Below are 18,785 nucleotides of genomic sequence, written 5' to 3' on the forward strand. Positions count from 1 at the left end.
TCAGGATGGTCGACAAACTCGTTAGCTATCTGGAGTCGATAAAATCACGCGATCCCGCGGCGCGTTCGCGCTGGGAAGTGCTTCTTTATCCCGGCGTATGGGCCGTCGGATTCCACCGGGTTGCCCACTGGCTTTTCCGTGGAGAGTTGTATTTCGCTGCACGGGTGGTGAACCATCTCGGGCGGCTGTTCACAGCGATCGATATTCATCCCGGCGCGAAAATCGGACGCAATCTGTTTATCGACCACGGCTTTACCGTAATCGGTGAAACGACGGAGATCGGTGATAATGTCACGATCTATCAGTGTGTTACGCTGGGCGGCACGAACCCGGCCAACGGTATTCCCGGCAAGCGCCACCCAACGATTTCCGACAATGTCATCATCGGATCGGGCGCGCAGGTTCTGGGACCGATCAACGTGGGCGTCCGTGCGCGGATCGGAGCGAATTCGGTCGTTACCAAAGACGTAGCAGAGGGTGCGACGATGGTCGGCATCCCGGCGCGCGCGACACTGGTCGAGGCTGGCGAGTATCAAAAGGGCTTTATGCCTTATGGGACGCCTTGCAGCGAGCGGTTCGATCCTGCGACCCAGCAGCTCGAAATATTAAAGTGCGAGGTTGAGGCGTTGCGCACGAAACTCGCGACCCTCATCGAAGGGTCGGAGAGCGATCGGCGTAACCGCGCTTAATGGGAACGGTCGGTCCCTTTCCACATAGCCCTTTGCAGGTCGGCTTCGAACGGGCCGAATTGTCGCGCATTCTCGACCTTTACGGGCGGATGGTCGCCGCGGGCCATTGGCGCGACTATGCTATGGATCTTGGCCGCGACGCTGCCATATTTTCCGCATTCCGCCGCACCGCCGAAAACCCCGAGTTCCGCATCGAAAAACGCCCGGCCTTACGCAACCGACAGGGTCAGTGGACGCTTTTCGGTCAGGGGGGCGTGGTCTTGCGCCGGGGTCATGAACTCGGCCCCGTACTCGCGCCGGTCGAACGGCGGCTGATGAAGCTGGTCAGCGAATAACCGGGCTGACGACCGGCATCCGGTCGCGCAAAGTTTCGGGCAGTAACGGTAGAACCTGCCTGCGCATCGTCTGCCAGAATGCGGAAAGCATGAGCAGGCTCGACCCGATAACAATGATAGCCAGCGCAAAACTGACGCCCGATGATCCGATTTTCGACACCAGAAATATCGCAGCCGCCAACACATATGCGAGGGCAGACACCAGGATCGCGCGCCGGTCGACGATGAGCGCCACGACCGCCAGCGCCGCGTAAATCACGATGGCGATAACTGCGAGCAGCGCGGCATTGCCGCCTGTCATGCCGAGGTTTATGCCCATCAGGACAAAGATCGGATGCACGATCATAGGAGAGGCAGCGAGATGGAGCCAGAAGGCGACATCAGTTTTGCGTGTCTTGCGTTCGCGATCGGCCATGTCCCAGCTCATTGCATAAGCGAAGATCGCCAGCCCACCGGCAAGGACGAGGATCAGCATCCATTGGCCGATATTCGGATAAGCTGCGGCGGCAATTAGCGTGAACGCCAGCCGCGCGATAGCCGCTACTCCGGCGGCGACCGCGATCGGCACCATGAACCGCCGCCAGTGAAGCCAGCTTGCCCCAACGACAAGTGCAGCGGCGACTGATTGCGCGATCAGGAAACTGCGTGAAGACGATGCAAATAAGCCCCAGTCATTGATCCCCAGCGAAGTCAGGATCGCAAACATCCCGAACGCATATATTCCGCCTACGAATGCCAGAAAAAATATGATGCTTGGGAAAGCCATTCGCCGTTGCCGGGTGAAAAACTCCGCCATGCCCCACGCCGCACCCGCCACGGCCAAACCCGCGAGCGGACGCGATATCGACGCACCGAGCCAGCCCGCGCCAACGAGCACGAGAATACCCGCAATGGCGACGAAAATATCGTTGAAGCTGGTGATCAGGCGGAATTGCTCTTCGTCTGCCGTCGGCGTCTGACGCATTCCCGAAACATGCGCTCTCAACGCGTCTGCGGCTTCTTTAGAAAGCGTGCCAGCAGTGACCGCGGATTCCAGTTCGTTCTCGCTATACAAAAGACGGCTCCTACGGTTCGACCGGATTATGCCGCATGATAGTTACCAAACTCAACCCTGTCGGGTTGCTTCGCTGGATGGCTTCAGAAGCACGAATGGCGCCGGCCTTTCGACCAAGCGCCACTCTGAAATTTAAATCGCCTGTTTATTTGTGGCGACGATGATGAGCTGGCTTTCCGCCCTTCGTATCGGATTCGCGAGCCGAACTCTGGGTACATCCATCGGTCACTGTCCGCGAACAGCGTGGATAGCTGGCCTGTGGCGCAGGAGCGGCTGGCGCAGCCATAGGGGCCATTGTGGCGCCCTGTGGTGGTGCGGCGGGCGGGGGTGCCATCGTAGAGTCTGGTTCGGCCGGTGCGCTCATCGTCCCTGCGTCGGCCGGGGGCGGAGGTGCCATCTGAGCTACGGCTGCACTTCCCATCATCAAGGCGGCTACAAATACTAGGCTTTTCATGGGTATTCTCCATTCGATCCCTTGCGACGCGAAAGAGATCGCGCCGCTTCACGGCCAAGCTGCAAAAACGAAGGCCACGGCAATCAAATGTTTCAGATCGAAAAACGTTGCATGGCAGCGAAACGATCTTGCCCCCTCGACCTTGCCCCCCGACCTTGCCCCCGACCTTGAAAGCCGTCATCTGGACAAGGGTTAGAGCCGCCCCTCCGAATCAAGAGCATAGCCTGCCGAACGGACCGTCCTGATGATGTCGGGCCGCCCCCCATCGTTGATCGCTTTGCGAAGGCGACGGATATGCACGTCGACCGTCCGTGGCTCGATATCGCTGTCGTGGCCCCATACCGAATCGAGCAATCGTTCGCGAGAGAATACCCAGCCTGGATGCTCGAGGAAGTGTTTGAGCAGGCGAAATTCGGTCGGCCCTAAGGGAACCATCGAACCCGAACGCTTCACCTTATGGCCGACCGTGTCCATTTCGATATCGGCATAGATCAGTGCCTCGCCAGCCAGTCCGGGGCGCACGCGGCGCAGAACCGCACCAACGCGCGCGACCAGTTCACGCGGCGAGAATGGTTTGGTTACATAATCGTCCGCGCCGGTTTCCAGCCCGCGAACCCGGTCTTCCTCCTCGCCGCGTGCCGTCAGCATGATGATCGGCACATTGGCGGTTTCGGTCATACGACGCAGGCGACGACAGACTTCCAGTCCAGAGATCCCCTCCACCATCCAGTCGAGCAGCACGATGTCGGGCGGCGTTTCCTGTGCCAGCAGCAATGCTTCCTCACCGTCGGGTGTCTGCACCACATCGAAATCTTCGCGTTTGAAATGATAGACGAGCAACTCGGCCAGAGCGGCATCGTCTTCGACCAATAACATTTTGGCGCGGCCCATTATTCGGTCCCATAGGCTGGTTCGCCGCGCTCACGCTCGGCCATGTAATTCCCTGTCGCGGCGAAATAGACCATCTCCGCGACATTGGTCGCATGGTCGCCGATCCGTTCGATATTCTTTGCGACGAACAACAGGTGTGCGGCGCTGGTGATCGTGGGCGGATTTTCCATCATGTAAGTGACGAGCGTGCGGAAAATCGAGTTGTAGAAATCATCGACCTCACGATCGCGCTCACAAACCCGCAATGCTGCTTCGGCATCGCGCGCAGCAAATGCATCGAGGACGTCATGGACCATTCCACTGGCGATACTCGCCATCGCGGGCAGGACCGATACAGCCTCGATCTTGCGATGTTCCTTCAACGTGTTGACGCGCTTGGCGATGTTCTTGGCATAATCGCCGATGCGTTCGATCACGCCAGCGATCTTCAGGGCTGCAACGACCTCGCGCAGATCGTCGGCCATCGGAGCACGCAACCCGATGATGCGAACCGCAAGTTTTTCGACCTGTGTTTCCAGCAGGTCGATCTTGGCATCGTCCGCGACGACCGTCGCCGCCAGCTTGGTATCGCCGCGAACGAGTGCCGCCATCGCTTTTTCGATTGCGGCCTCGGCCCGGCCACCCATCTCTGAAATGAGTCCGCGAAGCTCGCCGATTTCCAGGTCGAAAGCCTTGATCGTGTGTTCAGCCAATTACGCCATCCCTCAACATTGCCGTTCCGCGAGCCTTTGGTCGTAATGTCTTCACATTACCGCCATCTCCGCTTCCAGTCGCATCGATAGCACCGCTTCAGTCAACTAATGTTTCAGTTTTGTGATGGTTTTGTGACAGTCGACGATGGCGCAGGCGGCAGTAATATCGACACTGTTGTTCCGACGCCCATTTTGCTGACGATTTCCAGTCGGCCGCGATGGCGCTCGACAATGTGCTTTACGATCGCAAGACCCAACCCGGTTCCACCCAGAGATCGGCTGCGCCCTGAATCCACGCGATAAAACCGCTCCGTCAGGCGCGGCAGATGTTCGGGTAATATGCCCTCACCCTGATCCGTGACCGATAGCCGGATCAACGGACCCTCATGCGTGAGCGAAAGTGTGACGGGCGCGCGACCATATTTGTACGCATTGCCGATTAAATTGTGCAGAACCTGACTTATTTGTGCCCGATCAGCGGAAATATCGGGAATATCGTCATCGAGTTTTAGGATAAGATCGGCACGCCGCGCACCGGCTTCGTCACGCAGTTCGCCGGCAACTTCCTCGATCAGTGTGGGCAACTCAACGGCTGTCTCAGGAAGCTGATACTTTTCCGCCTCAATGCGACTGAGCGAAATCAGATCGTCGATAAGGCGCTGCATCCGCCGCGCTTCCTTGAACATGACCCCCAGAAAACGCCCTCGCACTTCGGCGTCGCTGCCTGCTTTCTCGTCGTCCAGCGTTTCGATGAAGCCGAGGATGGCCGCAAGCGGTGTGCGCAATTCATGGCTGGCATTGGCGACGAAATCGACCCGCGCACGTTCAGCGGCATGGCTTGTCGTGCGGTCGATCAAATGGATAACCCGCTCTACCGAACCGGCGCCCAAGCCGGCTGTCGCCACGCGCATTTGCACGCGCTGGTCACGGCCACCCAGACCAACGAGTTCGACCGACCCATCGGGCGCGTCGGGGGCCAGCCTTTCGGCGGCGGCGGGATGGCGGATCGCCACACGCAGGTCTTCATCGACGATATGGGCACCAAGCAATGTTCGGGCTGCTGCATTCGCAATCCGCACGCGACCGTCGGTGGCGACCAGCACAGGTTCGCCGATCGCTTCGACCAGACGCGCTTCGGCATCGTGGATGGTTTCCGGCTCCAGCCGCGAAATGTTCATGGGAGCGATTTCGGCGCGGCCGATCGTCAGGATCAAAAGCGTTCCGACTCCGGCAAGGACCGCTGTGACAAATGCGGAAAGGTTCGGCCCGGCAAGCTGAACACCCAGCGCGATCGCGGCCGTGACGATCAGGGCAATGACGATGCGGGTTGTGCTCACAGAATTCATGGACCCCCTAATAGTCGGCGATTGCTACAGTCGTAAGGAACATTACGCAGCCGCGTTAACTATCGACCGTCGCCAGACCAAAGTTTTCTGTTTATAACAAAATATCGGGGTAAGGATCAGGCGATGGACAACACAGATCAAAGGGCAGCAACGCGACGGGCGGTCTTGCGGCTCGGTGCGGTCGGCGCAACTGCGATCGTGACCATTCGGCCAGCTCTTGCGCAAAGTGCGGCGTCGGTCCTCAACTGCGAAATTCCCGTACCCGATTCCGCCGGACGCGGGAAATATGTTGCAGCCGATGGCTCTTTGGTTCGCGCGGGAACGGCGGGTTCGTTCGCGCCTCCCGCTCGTCCGTTGAAGGGGGAAGATGTAAAGGCGGCCTTGGGCGGACGGTCGCTGCCGGGCGTCGATCCGCAAGCGAGCCGCGCCTACACCAATTATATCCGGCGGCTTCAACATGGGCAAAGCGGCTTTACTTGCTACGCCTCGCTCCAGATGCCGGGTCGTTGACGCCCATCGATGCGCTATCGCGCCGATCCGTCAGCCCTGTTGCGGGTCGTTGCACTCGATAGCCTGACCGCAATTTACCACCGCCGATCGGGGCAAACTCACCTTGTCGCAGAGCCGGTGCCAGAGATTCTGGCTGTATTGGGCAGCGGCGATGCCGACCTCTCCAAACTCATTAAGCGACTGGAGTTGGATGATATTCCCGACATTCGCTCTGCTCTCATCGAGCGGCTGGACGAGATGATCGCCATCGGTCTCGTATCGGTATCATGAGGCACAGTTTCGATGTGCAGGTCGGACCGATCGGATTCCGCATTGGCTCCGCATGGAGTCAACCCATTGAAACAATGGAGTTTCTGTACGCGGGATACCCAAGAGCGCCAGTCCCCGACTACACTGTGCGCCTCGAACCGCCCCGACCATGGCGTCGGTTGATCCGACCATCGGTTTCCATTCAGGGCGATCACGTCCTCCCCGAAGCAGCACCGTTGCCGCTGGCTCAGGCGCTGCTCGCCGCCGAGATGGGCATGAATCTGCAAGTCGCTCTCGGGGAGCGGCGGTTCCTGCTACTCCATGCGGCCTGCGTCGAACGCGACGGTCGTGCGCTTATCCTCACTGGTGAATCCGGCTCGGGAAAGTCCACGATGTCAGCGCTCCTCGGTGCCAGCGGCTGGCGCTTCATGGGGGACGAGTTCGTCCTGATCGAGCCGGCAACAGGGCTGGCCCATCCATTCCCACGACCGGTCAGCCTGAAGAACGAAAGCATAGCGGCGCTCACCGCGATCTTGCCCGACGTGCGTTTCGGCCCCCTTTTGCGCGGAACACCGAAGGGCGACGTCCGCCATTTGCGTCCCGATCTCGCGGCGATCGCAAATATGGCCGCCACCGCAATACCGGCACTCATCCTGTTCCCCTGTTTTGGCCCGCCGCGCGAAATACGGGAGGTCGCGGCGAGCGAGGCGTTTGTCCGACTGACGCAGGCGTCGACCAATTATGTTGCGCTGGGCGAAAGCGGGTTCACCGCGCTGACCCGGCTGGTCACGACTTTGCCGGCTCGCGCGATCGACTATCCTGATACTGCGACCGGTATTGCCCAGATCGAAGAACTTTGGAGCGGGTTGTGAAGGGCGTAGCCCTGCTGGTCGCCGCCCTCGCCAAGCCTGAAACCGTGCTGGCTCTCGACGCGCCGGGCTGGACTGACTTGCTGTCGATTGCAAAGGCCGAGCGGCTGGCCGGAAGCCTTGCCCATGGGCTCGACGGTCTCGTGATGCCGGACGCCGCGCGCAGGGTTTTGACCGCAGCGCGCGCCAACGCCGAAACGGGGAGAACTCATGCGCTGTGGGAGGCTGAGATGGCCCGCACGGCGCTTGCCAAGCTGGGTGTGCCCATTGTGTTGCTGAAAGGCGCGGCGTTCGTTGCTGCCGGCCTGGACGCCGGGCAGGGCAGGTTGATCGGCGATCTCGATATACTGGTGCCGCGCGAACAACTGGATGGTGTGGAGGCTGCGCTCCTGTCGGCGGGTTGGGAGTGGGTTAAGGCTGACCCGTATGACGACGACTATTACCGGCGCTGGATGCACGAATTGCCGCCGCTGATCCACCGTGACCGCGACCGGATGATCGACGTTCATCACACAATCCTGCCGTTGACGTCGCGGCCAAAACCCGACGCAGCTGCGATGATTGCCGACAGTGTTGCGCTGGAAAATGGGTTAAGGATATTGGCTCCCGAGGATATGGTGGTTCACGCAGCTGCTCATCTGTTTGCCGATGGGGATCTGGCAGGTGGCCTCCGCAATCTGTGGGATATCGACCGGCTGGTCCGGGAGTTCGAGGGTGATGGTTTTCATGATCGCCTGTTGGCGCGGGCAAACCTGCATGGGCTTAAACCGGAAACAGAACGCGCGCTCCGACTAAGCGCAAAACTGTTCGAAACGCCGATTCCACCAGAACTCTCACGCTTGGCCGACCGGCTCTACCTCAACCGGTTGATGGCGCGGGATGGATGGGGCCGTGAGACCCGCCCGCTTCTAAGGCTGGCATTTTATATCCGGTCCCACTGGCTCAGGATGCCGCCGATGATGCTCGCGAAACACCTTTGGACGAAGTGGCGAAAGTGATCAGATCAGTGTGGGCCGTCGCTGCCAGCGCACAAGCGCAACGATCGTTAGAACGACGATGATTGAGCCAGTGTCCGCGAGCCAGTCGAAAATGTCGCAGTCACGGTGAAGCGCGGGAATCGACTGCGCGACTTCGATCAGAGCGCCAAGGAACGACAGCCGTTCAGCAATTCGGGTCAGCCGAGCCTTCGGATAGGCAATCGCGGCCAGAAAGGAGATCACGGCAAATGCCAGCATGTGTTCGAATTTGTCACCGAACTGGTCGAGGTAAATCTTGGGCGGCTTCGGCAGTGTCGCCATCACCACGGCGAACGTAATCGCAATCCACAAAACGATGCGTTCGAACATAGCTTTGCTCATGAACCGATCCTCACCAGGGTCGGGATCAACTCGTCATAGTGGTCGATCACCGCGTCGGCATCGAGTTCGCCGACCGGCTGCATCAGAAAACCAAAGCTGCACGCGACATTGGCGACGCCCGCGTTCTTTGCGGCCATGATGTCGAAGGTCGAGTCGCCGATAAACGCGGTGCGCCCGCCTCCACATCGAGCGATCATTTCGATGATGGGATCGGCGGCTGGCTTGGCACGACCCGGCCCCATCGTATCGCCGCCGATCACAGTCACAAACCGGTCAAGCAAGCCGAGTTCGGACAGAAGTTTCACCGCGAAACGCTCCAATTTGTTGGTCACGATCGCGACCTTCACGCCCAGACCGTCGAGTGTATCAAGCGCCGCCATCGCTCCCGGAAACGGTTCGCTATGTGCAGAAATATTGGCTTCGTAATAGGTCAGCAGCAGGTGAAAGAGGCGCTCAAGTTCATCGGGCTCGCATCCTCCGGTCGCCGCCATGCCCTGCTGAAGCATGTGTTTGGCACCGCCGCCGATCATCGGTTTGACCTGCTCGACCGTGAGCAACGGACGGCCAGCATCTGCCAGCGCATGATTGACCGCCGCCGTCAGATCCATCGAAGTATCGAGAAATGTGCCGTCGAGATCGAAGCCGACGATTGCGAATGGAAATTCGTTCATGCGCCGCCCATGCCCCGAGCATACTGGAACTGGCAAGGGTCGCGCGGTAAGGCGAGTTTTCTGACCGCGGGAGTGTTCATGTCTGAAATCGCTGTGATCGTGCTCGCCGCCGGGCAGGGCACCCGAATGAAATCCGATCTGCATAAGGTTTTGCACCCGATCGCGGGGCGGCCGATGCTGCTGCATCTGCTGGCCAGCGCCGCGGCTCTCGCCCCTGCGCGGACGGTCATTGTGGCGGGCGCGCGGCGCGAACAGATCGAAGCCGCCGTCGCTGGCACCGATGTTCGCGTGGCGATACAGGCCGAGCAGCTTGGGACCGGTCATGCGGTTTTACAGACGGCAAGCGCACTCGACGGGTTCAGCGGCGATATCCTGATCCTTTACGGCGATGTCCCTCTCGTAACGACGGCCACGATGCAGGCTATGTTGGACCGCTTGCGTGAAGGGGATCATCCGGTTGCGGTCGTGCTGGGTTTTCGCCCACCAAACGCTGGTGTCTATGGTCGCATTGTCAGCGATGACGGGCGGACGATCCGCAAGATGGTCGAATATAAGGATGCCAGCGACGACGAACGCGCGCTGAACTTGTGCAACTCGGGGCTGATGGCAGTACGCTCCGATGACTTGTTCGCGTTGCTCGCGCGTGTTGGAAGCGACAATGCGGCCGGTGAATATTACCTTCCCGATATCGTCATGTTGGCGCGGGGCGACGGCGGCATCAGTGCCGTGATCGAAACCGCTGCCGAGGAAGTCGCCGGGGTCAACAGTCGCGCTGAACTGGCGGTTGTAGAGGCTGACTGGCAGAGCAAGCGGCGCACGGCAGCAATGGCAGGCGGCGCGACCCTGATCGCACCTGAGACCGTTTGGTTTGCCTGGGACACAGCGATTGGCCGTGACGTGGTCATCGAACCGAACGTCGTGTTCGGTCCCGGCGTCAATGTGGCGGATGGCGTCACCATCCGGGCATTTTGCCATATTGAGGGCGCAACCATTGCTTCGGGAGCAGAAGTCGGCCCCTACGCGCGTCTTCGTCCAGGTGCTGTGCTCGGCGAAAAGTCGAAGATCGGCAATTTCGTCGAGGTCAAGAAATCGACGCTCGGCAGGGGCGCAAAGGTCAATCACCTTAGCTATATCGGGGATGCGGAGATCGGCGCAGGCGCGAATATCGGCGCGGGCACGATCACCTGCAATTATGATGGGTTCTTCAAGAGCAAAACCGTGATCGGCGCCGGCGCATTCATCGGGTCGAATTCGGCTCTGGTTGCGCCCGTAACGATCGGGGCAGGTGCTATCGTGGGGGCCGGTTCGGTAATTACCCGCGATGTCGCCGACGACGCGCTTGCTTTGGCACGTGGCGTGCAGGACACAAAGCCCGGTTGGGCGGCGAAATTTCGAGCCGTAATGACAGCGAAAAAGGCAGCCAAATAATATGTGCGGAATTATCGGAATTGTCGGAAGTGCGCCGGTTGCGGATCGCCTTGTCGCCGGACTGCGCCGGATGGAATATCGTGGTTATGATTCGGCGGGCATTTGTACCGTTGATCACGGCGCACTGATCCGGCGCCGCGCCCCCGGCAAACTCGACAATCTGGTTCGTGTGCTTGCCGAAGATCCGGCACCGGGACTGACCGGCATTGCCCATACTCGCTGGGCCACGCATGGCGCGCCAACTGCCAATAACGCTCATCCGCACGCCACGGACGAGGTTGCGCTGGTTCACAACGGCATCATCGAAAACTTCAAGGCGCTGCGTGAAGCTCTGACGGCGCGCGGTCGCGTATTTCAGAGTGAAACCGACAGCGAAGTTGTTGCCCATCTGGTCAGCGAAGGCGTCGAAGCGGGCCTGTCTCCGCAGGATGCGGTGAAAGCTGCACTTCCCCAATTGCGCGGCGCATTTGCGCTCGCCATCGCGTTTCGCCAGCACCCGGATATGTTGATCGGCGCGCGCCTCGGTTCGCCGCTGGTCGTGGGCTATGGTGACGGTGAAACTTACCTCGGTTCGGATGCGCTCGCACTGGCACCATTGACGCAGCGTATTTCTTACCTGGAGGAGGGCGATTGGGTCGTCGTCACTCGCGACGGTGCCGAAGTGTTCGACAAGGATAATCTGCCCGTAAAGCGTGCCATCACGATTTCCGGGGCAAGCTCACTGTCGATCGACAAGGGCAATTATCGCCACTTCATGTTGAAGGAAATCTACGAACAGCCGATTGTCGTCGCTCAGACATTGCGTTCGTACCTGCGCCCGCTTGAGGAACAGGTCGCATTGCCGCAGATGGATTTCGATCTTTCCGCGATCGAACGCGTTGTCATCGTCGCGTGCGGCACGGCATCCTATGTGGGAATGATCGGCAAATACTGGATCGAATCGATGGCTCGTCTGCCGGTGGAAGTCGATGTCGCATCCGAGTTTCGGTATCGCGATCCCGTCCTGACCGGAAAAGTTCTGGGCGTAGTCGTTTCGCAGTCGGGTGAAACCGCCGATACCCTGGCGGCGCTGCGTCATATGAAGGCGAGCGGTGTGACGACTGCCGGTATTATCAACGTGCCAACTTCGTCGATGGCGCGCGAAGTCGATCTCTTGTTACCAACCCATGCCGGTCCTGAAATCGGTGTGGCATCGACCAAGGCATTCACCTGCCAGCTTGCCGTGATGGCGGCGCTGGCGGTCAATCTGGCGCGTGCGAAGGGCAAGCTGTCCGCCAGTGAAGAGCGCGACATTGTGCATAACCTGACGGAAGCGCCCGCCGCGATCAATGCTGCGCTGATGCGGGACGAGGCGATTCAGGGCATGGCACATGTCATCGCTGCCGCCCGCGATGTTCTGTATCTGGGACGTGGGCCTGAGTTTCCGATGGCGCTCGAAGGCGCTCTAAAGCTTAAGGAAATCAGCTACATCCATGCCGAGGGTTACGCGTCGGGCGAGATGAAGCACGGCCCGATCGCGCTGATCGACGATCAGGTTCCGCTGATCGTTCTGGCACCTGCCGGGCCGCTGTTCGAAAAGACCGTCTCCAACATGCACGAGGCGATGGCGCGCGGGGCAAAGGTTGTGCTGATTTCGGATGCCGAGGGTCTTGCAGAGGCAGGAGACGATGCGATGGCGACGATCGAAATGCCAAAGGTTCATCCGTTGATCGCACCGCTGGTCTATGCTGTGCCAGTCCAATTGCTCGCTTATCACGTCGCCGTTCTGAAGGGCACCGACGTCGATCAGCCGCGGAATCTGGCAAAGTCCGTTACTGTCGAGTGACTTAAGTCCTGCTTGCTCCAGCGCGCGCACCCTCTATGAATGCCTGCAAAATATAGGGGGAGAGCGGCATTGGCCGGAACGCATACCGTTGAAGTCCAGACCATCGATATCAAGCGAGATCGGCTGGTCATCCTTGCGTCCTCGCTCGGCACGGTCTTCGAATGGTATGATTTTTTCGTTTACGGTACGCTCGCCGGGCTAATCGGAAAGCTGTTCTTTCCCGGAGCATCGCCCAGCGCGGGTTTTCTGCTGGCGCTGGCGACGTTCGGTGCCGGGTTCGGCGTCCGGCCGATCGGGGCCGTCGTTTTTGGCGTGTTGGGCGACCGGCTCGGTCGGAAATACACGTTCCTGATCACGATTACATTGATGGGTCTTGCGACCGGCGCGATCGGTTTTCTGCCGACCTATGCTCAGGCGGGGATCATCGCGCCGGTGTTATTGGTCGGAATGCGCCTGTTGCAGGGGCTGGCGCTCGGTGGTGAATATGGCGGCGCGGCGGTCTATGTCGCGGAACATGCGCCCGCGCATCGCCGCGGTTTTTACACGAGCTTCATTCAGGCCAGCGTGATCGGTGGTTTCCTGCTGAGCCTTGCCGTCGTTCTGGCGTCCGGCGCGTTCGTTGACCCTGCTCAATGGGAAGCATGGGGCTGGCGCATCCCATTCCTGTTCTCATTCCTGCTGCTCGCCGTATCATTGTGGATTCGGCTTAAGTTGAAGGAAAGCCCGGTTTTTGCGGCGATGAAAGCCGCAGGCACAACCGCAAAAAACCCATTGCGCGAAGCGTTCGACAGCAGTGCCAAGGTCCGTCGCGTACTCGCCGTGATGATCGGCGTCGCAGCCGGCCTGACCGTGGTCTGGTACACGGCCCAGTTTCAAGCGCTGTATTTCCTGCAAAATGCCTTGCGGATGGACGATACTGCGGCGCGCATCGTAATCGGTATCGCCGCTTGTTTCAGCCTTGTCTGGTTTGTGCTGTTCGGATGGCTGTCGGATAAAATCGGACGCAAGAAGATCATCCTGACCGGTTATGCGCTGACCGTCGTCCTGATGTTCCCACTGTTTCACTGGATGGCAAATCTCGCTAATCCCGGCTTGAGCGCAGCAATGGAACGGTCGCCCGTCGTCGTGACCGGAAGTGATTGTAGTTACGACCCATTTGCTACCAAAGGACAAGCAACGGCTTGCGGCAAATTGCTCGATGCGCTGTCCAAAAAGGGCGTTGCCTACACAAAGGTGGAAGGTGCACGAGGGGCAGCACCCGATGTCACTATTGGTGGCACGCGGGTCGATGTTTCCGATCCAGTGCTTCTCGACGCTGCGCTGAAGGCGAAGGGCTATCCACTCGACAAAACGGTGCCGCCGTTTCGCAAGGCTGCGCTGTTGGTGCTGGTCGTCACCATCATCGGGTTCCTGTCGGGCATGACCTATGGCCCAGTCGCGGCCTATCTGGTGGAACTGTTCCCTGCGCGCACACGCTACACGTCGCTGTCGATTCCCTATCACATAGGAACGGGATATTTTGGGGGGTTCTTACCGTTTATCAGCCAATATATGGTTGCGCGATCGGGCGATCCTTTTGCCGGCGTCTGGTACACCGTCATCGTCGTGGCGCTCGCTTTTGTCATTCTTGCGTTCGGATTGCCTGAAACTTCGGGGAAAGAACTGGACTGAACGGCCGCAAACTATATCGCGTGCGTCGATGACTGCTGCTCCTTCTTCTCCGTTACGCCTGTCGCTCGATGGTGCCGCTCTTGTCGCGAACTGGCGCTGGCTCGCCGAACGGAGCGGCGCAGCGGCGTGCGGCGCTGCGATCAAAGCTGACGGTTATGGGCTGGGCGCGCGGGGCGTTTTCGATCGACTGAGCAATGCTGGGTGTTGCGATTTTTTCGTCGCGACCTGGGCGGAGGCAGCTGCGCTGGGCTCGTTCGCTGACGGTATTGCCCTGTCGGTACTTCATGGCGTTCGATTGGAGGACATGGCGGTTGCGATCGATAGCCGGGCACATCCTGTTCTGAACACACGGGATCAGGTACTACGGTGGCGTTCCACCGGATTGCCTTGCGATGTGATGATCGACACCGGGATGAACCGCCTTGGCCTGTCGGAATGCGATGTGGCAGATGGTTTGCTCGACGGACTGCTGATCGAAACGCTGATGAGCCACTTCGCCTGCGCCGATGAGGACTCGGCGATGAACGGTCAACAGCTGGCGAGCTTTGTCGCGCTGACTGGCAAAACTTCGGCGAAGCGAATGAGCATTGCCAATTCCGCCGGCATTCTTGTCGGTAAATCTGCCAACTTCGACCTGACACGACCGGGGCTGGCAATCTACGGCGGTATCCCTCGTGCCGAAGCCGAAGGGCATATTGCTCAGGTTGTTTACCTTCAGGTGCAGATCATTCAACGTCGGCTGGTGCGTGCAGGTGAGCCGGTCGGTTATGGCGCAACATTCATTGCGGAAAAAGACACTGAAATCGCGATCCTGAACTTGGGTTATGCAGACGGTTATCTGCGCAGTTTCGCCCTCGGGGGGCGGCCGGGCAGGGGCGTTTCCCCGTCGCGGGAAGAGTGTCGATGGACCTGATCGCGATCTGCGTCGATGCAGAACGGGCTTTGGGCGAAGGCGATTGGGTAACGATCGACTATAATTTGCCAAGTGCAAGCGTAATCTCAGGCCTGTCGCAATATGAACTCCTGACGGGTCTCGGTAAGCGATTTGACCGCATCTGGTTGTAAGTTGCGGAAATTAATATGTGTTCATCGGCTTCAGAGTGGTCCGAACCGACTGCAGTGCAGCGACAGACATAGTTTCAGTGACCCTTGGCAATGTTGCGAAATGCTGCGCGTCAAACGCCGTCCTGTTGTTGCAGTGCGTCATCATAAGATGCTAGGCTTAGGCGATTTTATAATGGGGATCGCGCGATGGCTAAAAAACCGGAATTGAATGCCGATGGCGAGCCTGCTGCGGTTATCATCAAGAAATATGCTAACCGTCGTCTCTATAATACCGAAAGCTCAAGCTATATCACTTTGGAGCACCTCGCCAAGCTGACTCGTGAAGGTCGCGAATTCAAGGTTCTCGATGCCAAGAGTGACGAGGACATTACCCACAGTGTTCTGACCCAGATCATTATGGATGAAGAAAGCCGGGGCGAGACGATGCTGCCGTCCAGTTTTCTCCGCCAGCTTATTTCGATGTACGGTGATTCGATGCAGTCGATGGTGCCGCAATATCTAGAAGCATCGATGGTGGCATTCCGGCGTAACCAAACGCAATTCCATGATGCACTGAAAGGCGCTTTTACGGCTGGACCGTTTGCCGAGTTGACCAAGCGCAACATGGCAATGTTCGAAGCTGCCGCGAGTGCTTTCAAGCCAGGATCGGAAAGCGCCGAAACTCCATCCGCATCCGAGCCGACGGCTGATCCGTCCAAGGACGACGAGATTGCGGCACTGAAAGCACAACTTGCTAGCCTTCAGGCAAAAGCTGCCAAGGGCTGATCGCTAGAGAACGCTGATTATTTGCGCGGTTTGATAAAGCGCAGTGTCATCCGATCGCTTTCGCCGATCGCTGCAAAGCGCGCACGATCAGCATCGCCCTCGGCAAAGCTCGGCGGCAACGTCCACACACCTTTTGGATAGTCGTGCGTGTCGCGGGGATTGGCATTGATCTCGCTTGCTCCAGCGAACTGAAACCCTGCCTTTGCTGCCAGTGCCCGTACGGTGGATACTTTCAGGTAACCGCTTGCAGCCTCGCGCGCGATGTCCATGTTTTCGGGGAGTCGGTGATCCTCAACCCCAAGTATCCCGCCGGGTTTCAGCATGGTAAAAATCTCCTGAAATGCAGTTTCTGCTGCACCGGGTTTGCCCATCCAATTATGGATGTTGCGAAACGTCAGTACCGCATCGACTGAGTTAGGGGCGATTTTCGGCTCAGTTGGTGTCGACGGAAAACGCGCACGGATGACTTTTCCATATGTCGCTAGATCGGTAGCGAGCTTCTTTGCGATCATGTCGTCATATTTTCCGGCAGGCGAAGCGACTGTCAGCCTGCCGCCCCCCGCGTTTACATAGGGCGTCAGAATTTCGGTGTACCAACCTCCGAACGGCCACAACTCGACAATCTTGTCACCGGGTTTGATGCCAAAGAAAGCCAGTGTTTCCGCCGGATGGCGATACTGATCGCGGGCCTCGTTAGCCGGCGTCCGTGTCGGCGCTGCGACAGCCGCGTCGATCGCTGCACGGCTCGTGAGATCGGGTTTGGCTTGTGTAGCGACGGGCAGGGCAACGACGGCGAACGCGGAAATCGCGAACAAATAGGGGCGCATGGACTGTCCTCAGCTGATTAGGGCTGTGGTTAGTCTGGTCTTGAAGGGCCGGTAGCGCAACCTTAGAGGCACGCCTCCAAATATGGCTGGTCGAAGCCGTATTGTTTGGCCTTTTCCAGCGTGTAGGGACGCAGACCCATAGCACGGTACTCGCCAATGATCTTACCGTCGGCGTCCTCGTCAAGATATTCGAATTTGAATAATTGCTGGGTGACGATCACCGGGCCTTCCATGCCGATCACTTCGGTTACGTCGGTAACGCGGCGCGAACCGTCGCGGAGACGTTTGACTTGAATGATGAGGTCGACCGAATCGGCGATCTGGCGCGAAATAGCTTCCTTGGGCATTTTGATGTCGCCCATCATGACCATGTTTTCCATACGGGCGATGGCTTCGCGCGGGGAGTTGCTGTGCAGCGTACACATCGAACCATCATGGCCGGTGTTCATGGCCGCGAGCATGTCGAAACATTCCTGACCACGAATTTCGCCGAGGATGATGCGATCCGGGCGCATACGCAGGGCGTTGATGACAAGGTCGCGAATGGTAATCGCGCCCTGACCCTCAAGGTTGGCGGGGCGGGTTTCGAGTGGCAGCCAATGTGGCTGTTGCAGGCGAAGTTCGGCCGCGTCCTCAATCGTCAGAACGCGCTCGCCGGGGTCGATCATTTTCGACAATGCGTTGAGCATCGTCGTCTTACCCGAACCTGTACCGCCGGAAATCACGATGTTGAAGCGACAGGCACCCGCAATTTTTAGCGCGGTTGCCATTTTATCCGACATTGATCCGCCCTTTGCCATCATGTCCAGAGTGATAGGCTTTGCGGAAAACTTACGAATCGAAATCGCGGTACCGCGTAGGGACAGCGGCGGCACGATGACGTTGACGCGTGATCCATCGGCAAGACGGGCATCGGCGAGAGGCGTTGTTTGATCGACGCGGCGGCCGACCGAGTTACAAATCCGCTGTGCGATTTGGAATAGATGTTCCTCGTCGCGGAACTGGATTGGGGCAATCATCAGCTTGCCCTTCTTTTCGATGTAGGTCTGATCGGGGCCGTTCACCATGATGTCGGTGATCAGCGGATCGTTGAGCAATTCTTCCAAAGGCCCAAGTCCGAGTAACTCATCGACCAGTACCTTTTCCAGGGCGAATTGTTCGCGGCGGTTGAGGGTGTATTTCAGTTCGGCGAGAACTTCTCCGATGATAGGGCGGAATTCCTCGGCCAGCTCTTCTTTGTTGAGTGTGGCAGCCGCTTCGGGATCGATGCGTTCGAGGAGGCGCGGGAGTACCTGTTCCTTGATCTTGTGAACGCTGGCTTCGAATCCTTCGGCCTTTGGCACCACTTCGGCGTCGTTGGTCTGGCGATCATTGAGACGCGACATCGCGTCGGCGTTGCGATCGTTCGAACGCGGTTTGGGTTCTTCGGGTGCGGTTTCGATGGGCGGAAATTGCGCGCCGCCCTCTGGGCCGCTGGAGCCTTGCATGGGGCGTGCGACTCCGAACGCTGGGCGATTGCCACCCGTTGTACCGGTTATCCCACCACGTCGTCCGAAAGCGCTCATATAATACCCTGAACCAGTCGAGTGCATGCCAATGAAGGCATGATCAATAAGGGTGAATAGGGCGGAAACCTTTTAGATTGGCTTAATATGCGAGAGAGGGGGCCGCATCGGAGATGGGAACAATGGCAGAATCAAAACCGCTTCCCCGAGTCTGTCGAAGATCGGCCTGCCTTTCCGTGTGACGGAAGCAGGGCAGTCCTTCGACAGCCTCGGGGAAGCGGTAATAACGTCGGCATTTCGCCGGGATAGGTTTTAGGCGAGCAGCGTCGCGTGTTCGGCGAGGACGGTAAGCCCGGCATCGCTCACTTCGGCGAAACCGCCAGCAACGGTGATCCGCTGGCTGATGGTCGTGGGGTTTGAATAAATCCGAATCTCGCCATCGCGGATCGTGGTCATCACCGGCGCATGGCCGTGGAGGATGCCCATATCGCCTTCGCTCCCCGGAATAACGATCATGTGTGCGTCCGCACTCAGGACCGCGCGTTCCGGGGTTACCAGTTCGAAGTGGATGTCAGCCATTT

General features: G+C 58.8%; 20 protein-coding genes and 1 pseudogene. 11 read left to right on the forward strand and 10 right to left on the reverse strand.

Annotation, left to right across the window (positions count from 1 at the left end; genetic code table 11):
* The first annotated feature begins 5 nt into the window (after positions 1-5).
* Together epsC and D3Y57_RS17255 are read left to right on the forward strand one after the other, a co-directional pair.
* A complete protein-coding gene (epsC, locus tag D3Y57_RS17250) occupies positions 6-689 on the forward strand; it encodes a serine O-acetyltransferase EpsC (protein ID WP_121154572.1) in 684 nt (227 codons plus the stop codon).
* Complete coding sequence (locus D3Y57_RS17255) at positions 689-1,024, forward strand: DUF2794 domain-containing protein (RefSeq protein WP_121154574.1); 336 nt, start codon at positions 689-691, stop codon at positions 1,022-1,024. The genes epsC and D3Y57_RS17255 overlap by 1 nt, the downstream gene beginning before the upstream one ends.
* Here D3Y57_RS17255 and D3Y57_RS17260 read toward each other — a convergent pair.
* From D3Y57_RS17260 to D3Y57_RS17280, 5 genes are all read right to left on the reverse strand, one after another.
* Positions 1,014-2,078: a hypothetical protein gene (locus tag D3Y57_RS17260; protein ID WP_121154576.1), complete on the reverse strand. Its 1,065-nt coding sequence runs from the start codon at positions 2,076-2,078 to the stop codon at positions 1,014-1,016. The two genes, D3Y57_RS17255 and D3Y57_RS17260, sit on opposite strands and share 11 nt — an antisense overlap.
* Positions 2,079-2,223: 145 nt before the next feature.
* Positions 2,224-2,532 carry a hypothetical protein gene (locus tag D3Y57_RS20265; protein ID WP_162987178.1) on the reverse strand — a complete coding sequence of 103 codons (309 nt, stop codon included), beginning with the start codon at positions 2,530-2,532 and terminating at the stop codon, positions 2,224-2,226.
* A 192-nt stretch (positions 2,533-2,724) separates the two neighbouring features.
* Positions 2,725-3,423 (reverse strand): phosphate regulon transcriptional regulator PhoB, encoded by a 699-nt coding sequence (gene phoB / locus D3Y57_RS17270; protein WP_121154580.1) that lies wholly within the window; start codon positions 3,421-3,423, stop codon positions 2,725-2,727.
* A complete protein-coding gene (gene phoU / locus D3Y57_RS17275) occupies positions 3,423-4,115 on the reverse strand; it encodes a phosphate signaling complex protein PhoU (protein WP_121154582.1) in 693 nt (230 codons plus the stop codon). Before phoU ends, phoB begins: the two co-directional genes overlap by 1 nt.
* Before the next feature lie 113 nt (positions 4,116-4,228).
* On the reverse strand, positions 4,229-5,461 hold the full coding sequence (locus D3Y57_RS17280) for a sensor histidine kinase (protein WP_121154584.1): 1,233 nt from the start codon (positions 5,459-5,461) through the stop codon (positions 4,229-4,231).
* Positions 5,462-5,584: 123 nt separating this feature from the next.
* On the opposite strand from D3Y57_RS17280, the gene D3Y57_RS17285 reads away from it, so the two are divergent.
* From D3Y57_RS17285 to D3Y57_RS17300, 4 genes are read left to right on the forward strand one after another with little or no spacing between them, the layout of a single operon-like run.
* The gene (locus D3Y57_RS17285; protein ID WP_121154586.1) at positions 5,585-5,971 is read left to right on the forward strand and encodes a hypothetical protein; all 387 of its coding nucleotides are present in this window, start codon (positions 5,585-5,587) and stop codon (positions 5,969-5,971) included.
* Between the two features lie 9 nt (positions 5,972-5,980).
* Positions 5,981-6,241, forward strand: coding sequence for an HPr-rel-A system PqqD family peptide chaperone (locus tag D3Y57_RS17290; protein WP_121154588.1), 261 nt, complete (start codon positions 5,981-5,983; stop codon positions 6,239-6,241).
* A complete protein-coding gene (locus D3Y57_RS17295) occupies positions 6,238-7,092 on the forward strand; it encodes an HprK-related kinase A (protein WP_121154590.1) in 855 nt (284 codons plus the stop codon). Before D3Y57_RS17290 ends, D3Y57_RS17295 begins: the two co-directional genes overlap by 4 nt.
* Positions 7,089-8,087 carry a nucleotidyltransferase domain-containing protein gene (locus D3Y57_RS17300; RefSeq protein ID WP_121154592.1) on the forward strand — a complete coding sequence of 333 codons (999 nt, stop codon included), beginning with the start codon at positions 7,089-7,091 and terminating at the stop codon, positions 8,085-8,087. Before D3Y57_RS17295 ends, D3Y57_RS17300 begins: the two co-directional genes overlap by 4 nt.
* Here D3Y57_RS17300 and D3Y57_RS17305 read toward each other — a convergent pair whose 3' ends face one another.
* A complete protein-coding gene (locus tag D3Y57_RS17305; RefSeq protein ID WP_121154594.1) occupies positions 8,088-8,447 on the reverse strand; it encodes a VanZ family protein in 360 nt (119 codons plus the stop codon).
* Complete coding sequence (locus D3Y57_RS17310) at positions 8,444-9,118, reverse strand: HAD-IA family hydrolase (RefSeq protein ID WP_121154596.1); 675 nt, start codon at positions 9,116-9,118, stop codon at positions 8,444-8,446. Before D3Y57_RS17310 ends, D3Y57_RS17305 begins: the two co-directional genes overlap by 4 nt.
* 78 nt (positions 9,119-9,196) lie before the next feature.
* Between D3Y57_RS17310 and glmU the strand changes: the two genes are divergently transcribed.
* From glmU to phaR, 5 genes and pseudogenes are all read left to right on the forward strand, one after another.
* On the forward strand, positions 9,197-10,546 hold the full coding sequence (gene glmU / locus D3Y57_RS17315; RefSeq protein ID WP_121156125.1) for a bifunctional UDP-N-acetylglucosamine diphosphorylase/glucosamine-1-phosphate N-acetyltransferase GlmU: 1,350 nt from the start codon (positions 9,197-9,199) through the stop codon (positions 10,544-10,546).
* A 1-nt stretch (position 10,547) separates the two neighbouring features.
* Positions 10,548-12,371: a glutamine--fructose-6-phosphate transaminase (isomerizing) gene (gene glmS / locus D3Y57_RS17320; protein ID WP_121154598.1), complete on the forward strand. Its 1,824-nt coding sequence runs from the start codon at positions 10,548-10,550 to the stop codon at positions 12,369-12,371.
* Positions 12,372-12,440: 69 nt separating this feature from the next.
* Positions 12,441-14,042: an MFS transporter gene (locus D3Y57_RS17325; protein WP_239025912.1), complete on the forward strand. Its 1,602-nt coding sequence runs from the start codon at positions 12,441-12,443 to the stop codon at positions 14,040-14,042.
* A gap of 28 nt (positions 14,043-14,070) precedes the next feature.
* Positions 14,071-15,107 (forward strand): annotated as a pseudogene (locus tag D3Y57_RS17330) (alanine racemase).
* A gap of 186 nt (positions 15,108-15,293) precedes the next feature.
* The gene (gene phaR / locus D3Y57_RS17335; protein ID WP_121154602.1) at positions 15,294-15,872 is read left to right on the forward strand and encodes a polyhydroxyalkanoate synthesis repressor PhaR; all 579 of its coding nucleotides are present in this window, start codon (positions 15,294-15,296) and stop codon (positions 15,870-15,872) included.
* Between the two features lie 17 nt (positions 15,873-15,889).
* Here the strand turns inward: phaR and D3Y57_RS17340 are convergent, their stop codons facing one another.
* The 3 genes from D3Y57_RS17340 to D3Y57_RS17350 form a co-directional block, all read right to left on the reverse strand.
* Positions 15,890-16,699, reverse strand: a complete 810-nt coding sequence (locus D3Y57_RS17340; protein WP_121154604.1) for a class I SAM-dependent methyltransferase — start codon at positions 16,697-16,699, stop codon at positions 15,890-15,892.
* Between the two features lie 62 nt (positions 16,700-16,761).
* Positions 16,762-18,264, reverse strand: coding sequence for a TadA family conjugal transfer-associated ATPase (locus D3Y57_RS17345; RefSeq protein ID WP_121154606.1), 1,503 nt, complete (start codon positions 18,262-18,264; stop codon positions 16,762-16,764).
* A 252-nt stretch (positions 18,265-18,516) separates the two neighbouring features.
* A complete protein-coding gene (locus D3Y57_RS17350; protein ID WP_121154608.1) occupies positions 18,517-18,783 on the reverse strand; it encodes an ATP synthase F1 subunit epsilon in 267 nt (88 codons plus the stop codon).
* Positions 18,784-18,785: the final 2 nt, after the last annotated feature.

It is taken from the genome of Sphingomonas paeninsulae (assembly GCF_003660165.1).
GTDB classification, from domain to species: domain Bacteria; phylum Pseudomonadota; class Alphaproteobacteria; order Sphingomonadales; family Sphingomonadaceae; genus Sphingomonas_O; species Sphingomonas_O paeninsulae.

What these genes read in the sequence shown, in the direction of transcription:
- epsC (WP_121154572.1), top strand. Translation starts at nt 6, where the DNA reads ATGGTCGACAAACTCGTTAGCTATCTGGAGTCGATAAAATCACGCGAT.
- D3Y57_RS17255 (WP_121154574.1), top strand. Translation starts at nt 689, where the DNA reads ATGGGAACGGTCGGTCCCTTTCCACATAGCCCTTTGCAGGTCGGCTTC.
- D3Y57_RS20265 (WP_162987178.1), bottom strand. Translation starts at nt 2,532, where the DNA reads ATGAAAAGCCTAGTATTTGTAGCCGCCTTGATGATGGGAAGTGCAGCC.
- phoB (WP_121154580.1), bottom strand. Translation starts at nt 3,423, where the DNA reads ATGGGCCGCGCCAAAATGTTATTGGTCGAAGACGATGCCGCTCTGGCC.
- D3Y57_RS17280 (WP_121154584.1), bottom strand. Translation starts at nt 5,461, where the DNA reads ATGAATTCTGTGAGCACAACCCGCATCGTCATTGCCCTGATCGTCACG.
- D3Y57_RS17285 (WP_121154586.1), top strand. Translation starts at nt 5,585, where the DNA reads ATGGACAACACAGATCAAAGGGCAGCAACGCGACGGGCGGTCTTGCGG.
- D3Y57_RS17290 (WP_121154588.1), top strand. Translation starts at nt 5,981, where the DNA reads ATGCGCTATCGCGCCGATCCGTCAGCCCTGTTGCGGGTCGTTGCACTC.
- D3Y57_RS17295 (WP_121154590.1), top strand. Translation starts at nt 6,238, where the DNA reads ATGAGGCACAGTTTCGATGTGCAGGTCGGACCGATCGGATTCCGCATT.
- D3Y57_RS17305 (WP_121154594.1), bottom strand. Translation starts at nt 8,447, where the DNA reads ATGAGCAAAGCTATGTTCGAACGCATCGTTTTGTGGATTGCGATTACG.
- D3Y57_RS17310 (WP_121154596.1), bottom strand. Translation starts at nt 9,118, where the DNA reads ATGAACGAATTTCCATTCGCAATCGTCGGCTTCGATCTCGACGGCACA.
- glmU (WP_121156125.1), top strand. Translation starts at nt 9,197, where the DNA reads ATGTCTGAAATCGCTGTGATCGTGCTCGCCGCCGGGCAGGGCACCCGA.
- glmS (WP_121154598.1), top strand. Translation starts at nt 10,548, where the DNA reads ATGTGCGGAATTATCGGAATTGTCGGAAGTGCGCCGGTTGCGGATCGC.
- phaR (WP_121154602.1), top strand. Translation starts at nt 15,294, where the DNA reads ATGGCTAAAAAACCGGAATTGAATGCCGATGGCGAGCCTGCTGCGGTT.
- D3Y57_RS17340 (WP_121154604.1), bottom strand. Translation starts at nt 16,699, where the DNA reads ATGCGCCCCTATTTGTTCGCGATTTCCGCGTTCGCCGTCGTTGCCCTG.
- D3Y57_RS17345 (WP_121154606.1), bottom strand. Translation starts at nt 18,264, where the DNA reads ATGAGCGCTTTCGGACGACGTGGTGGGATAACCGGTACAACGGGTGGC.
- D3Y57_RS17350 (WP_121154608.1), bottom strand. Translation starts at nt 18,783, where the DNA reads ATGGCTGACATCCACTTCGAACTGGTAACCCCGGAACGCGCGGTCCTG.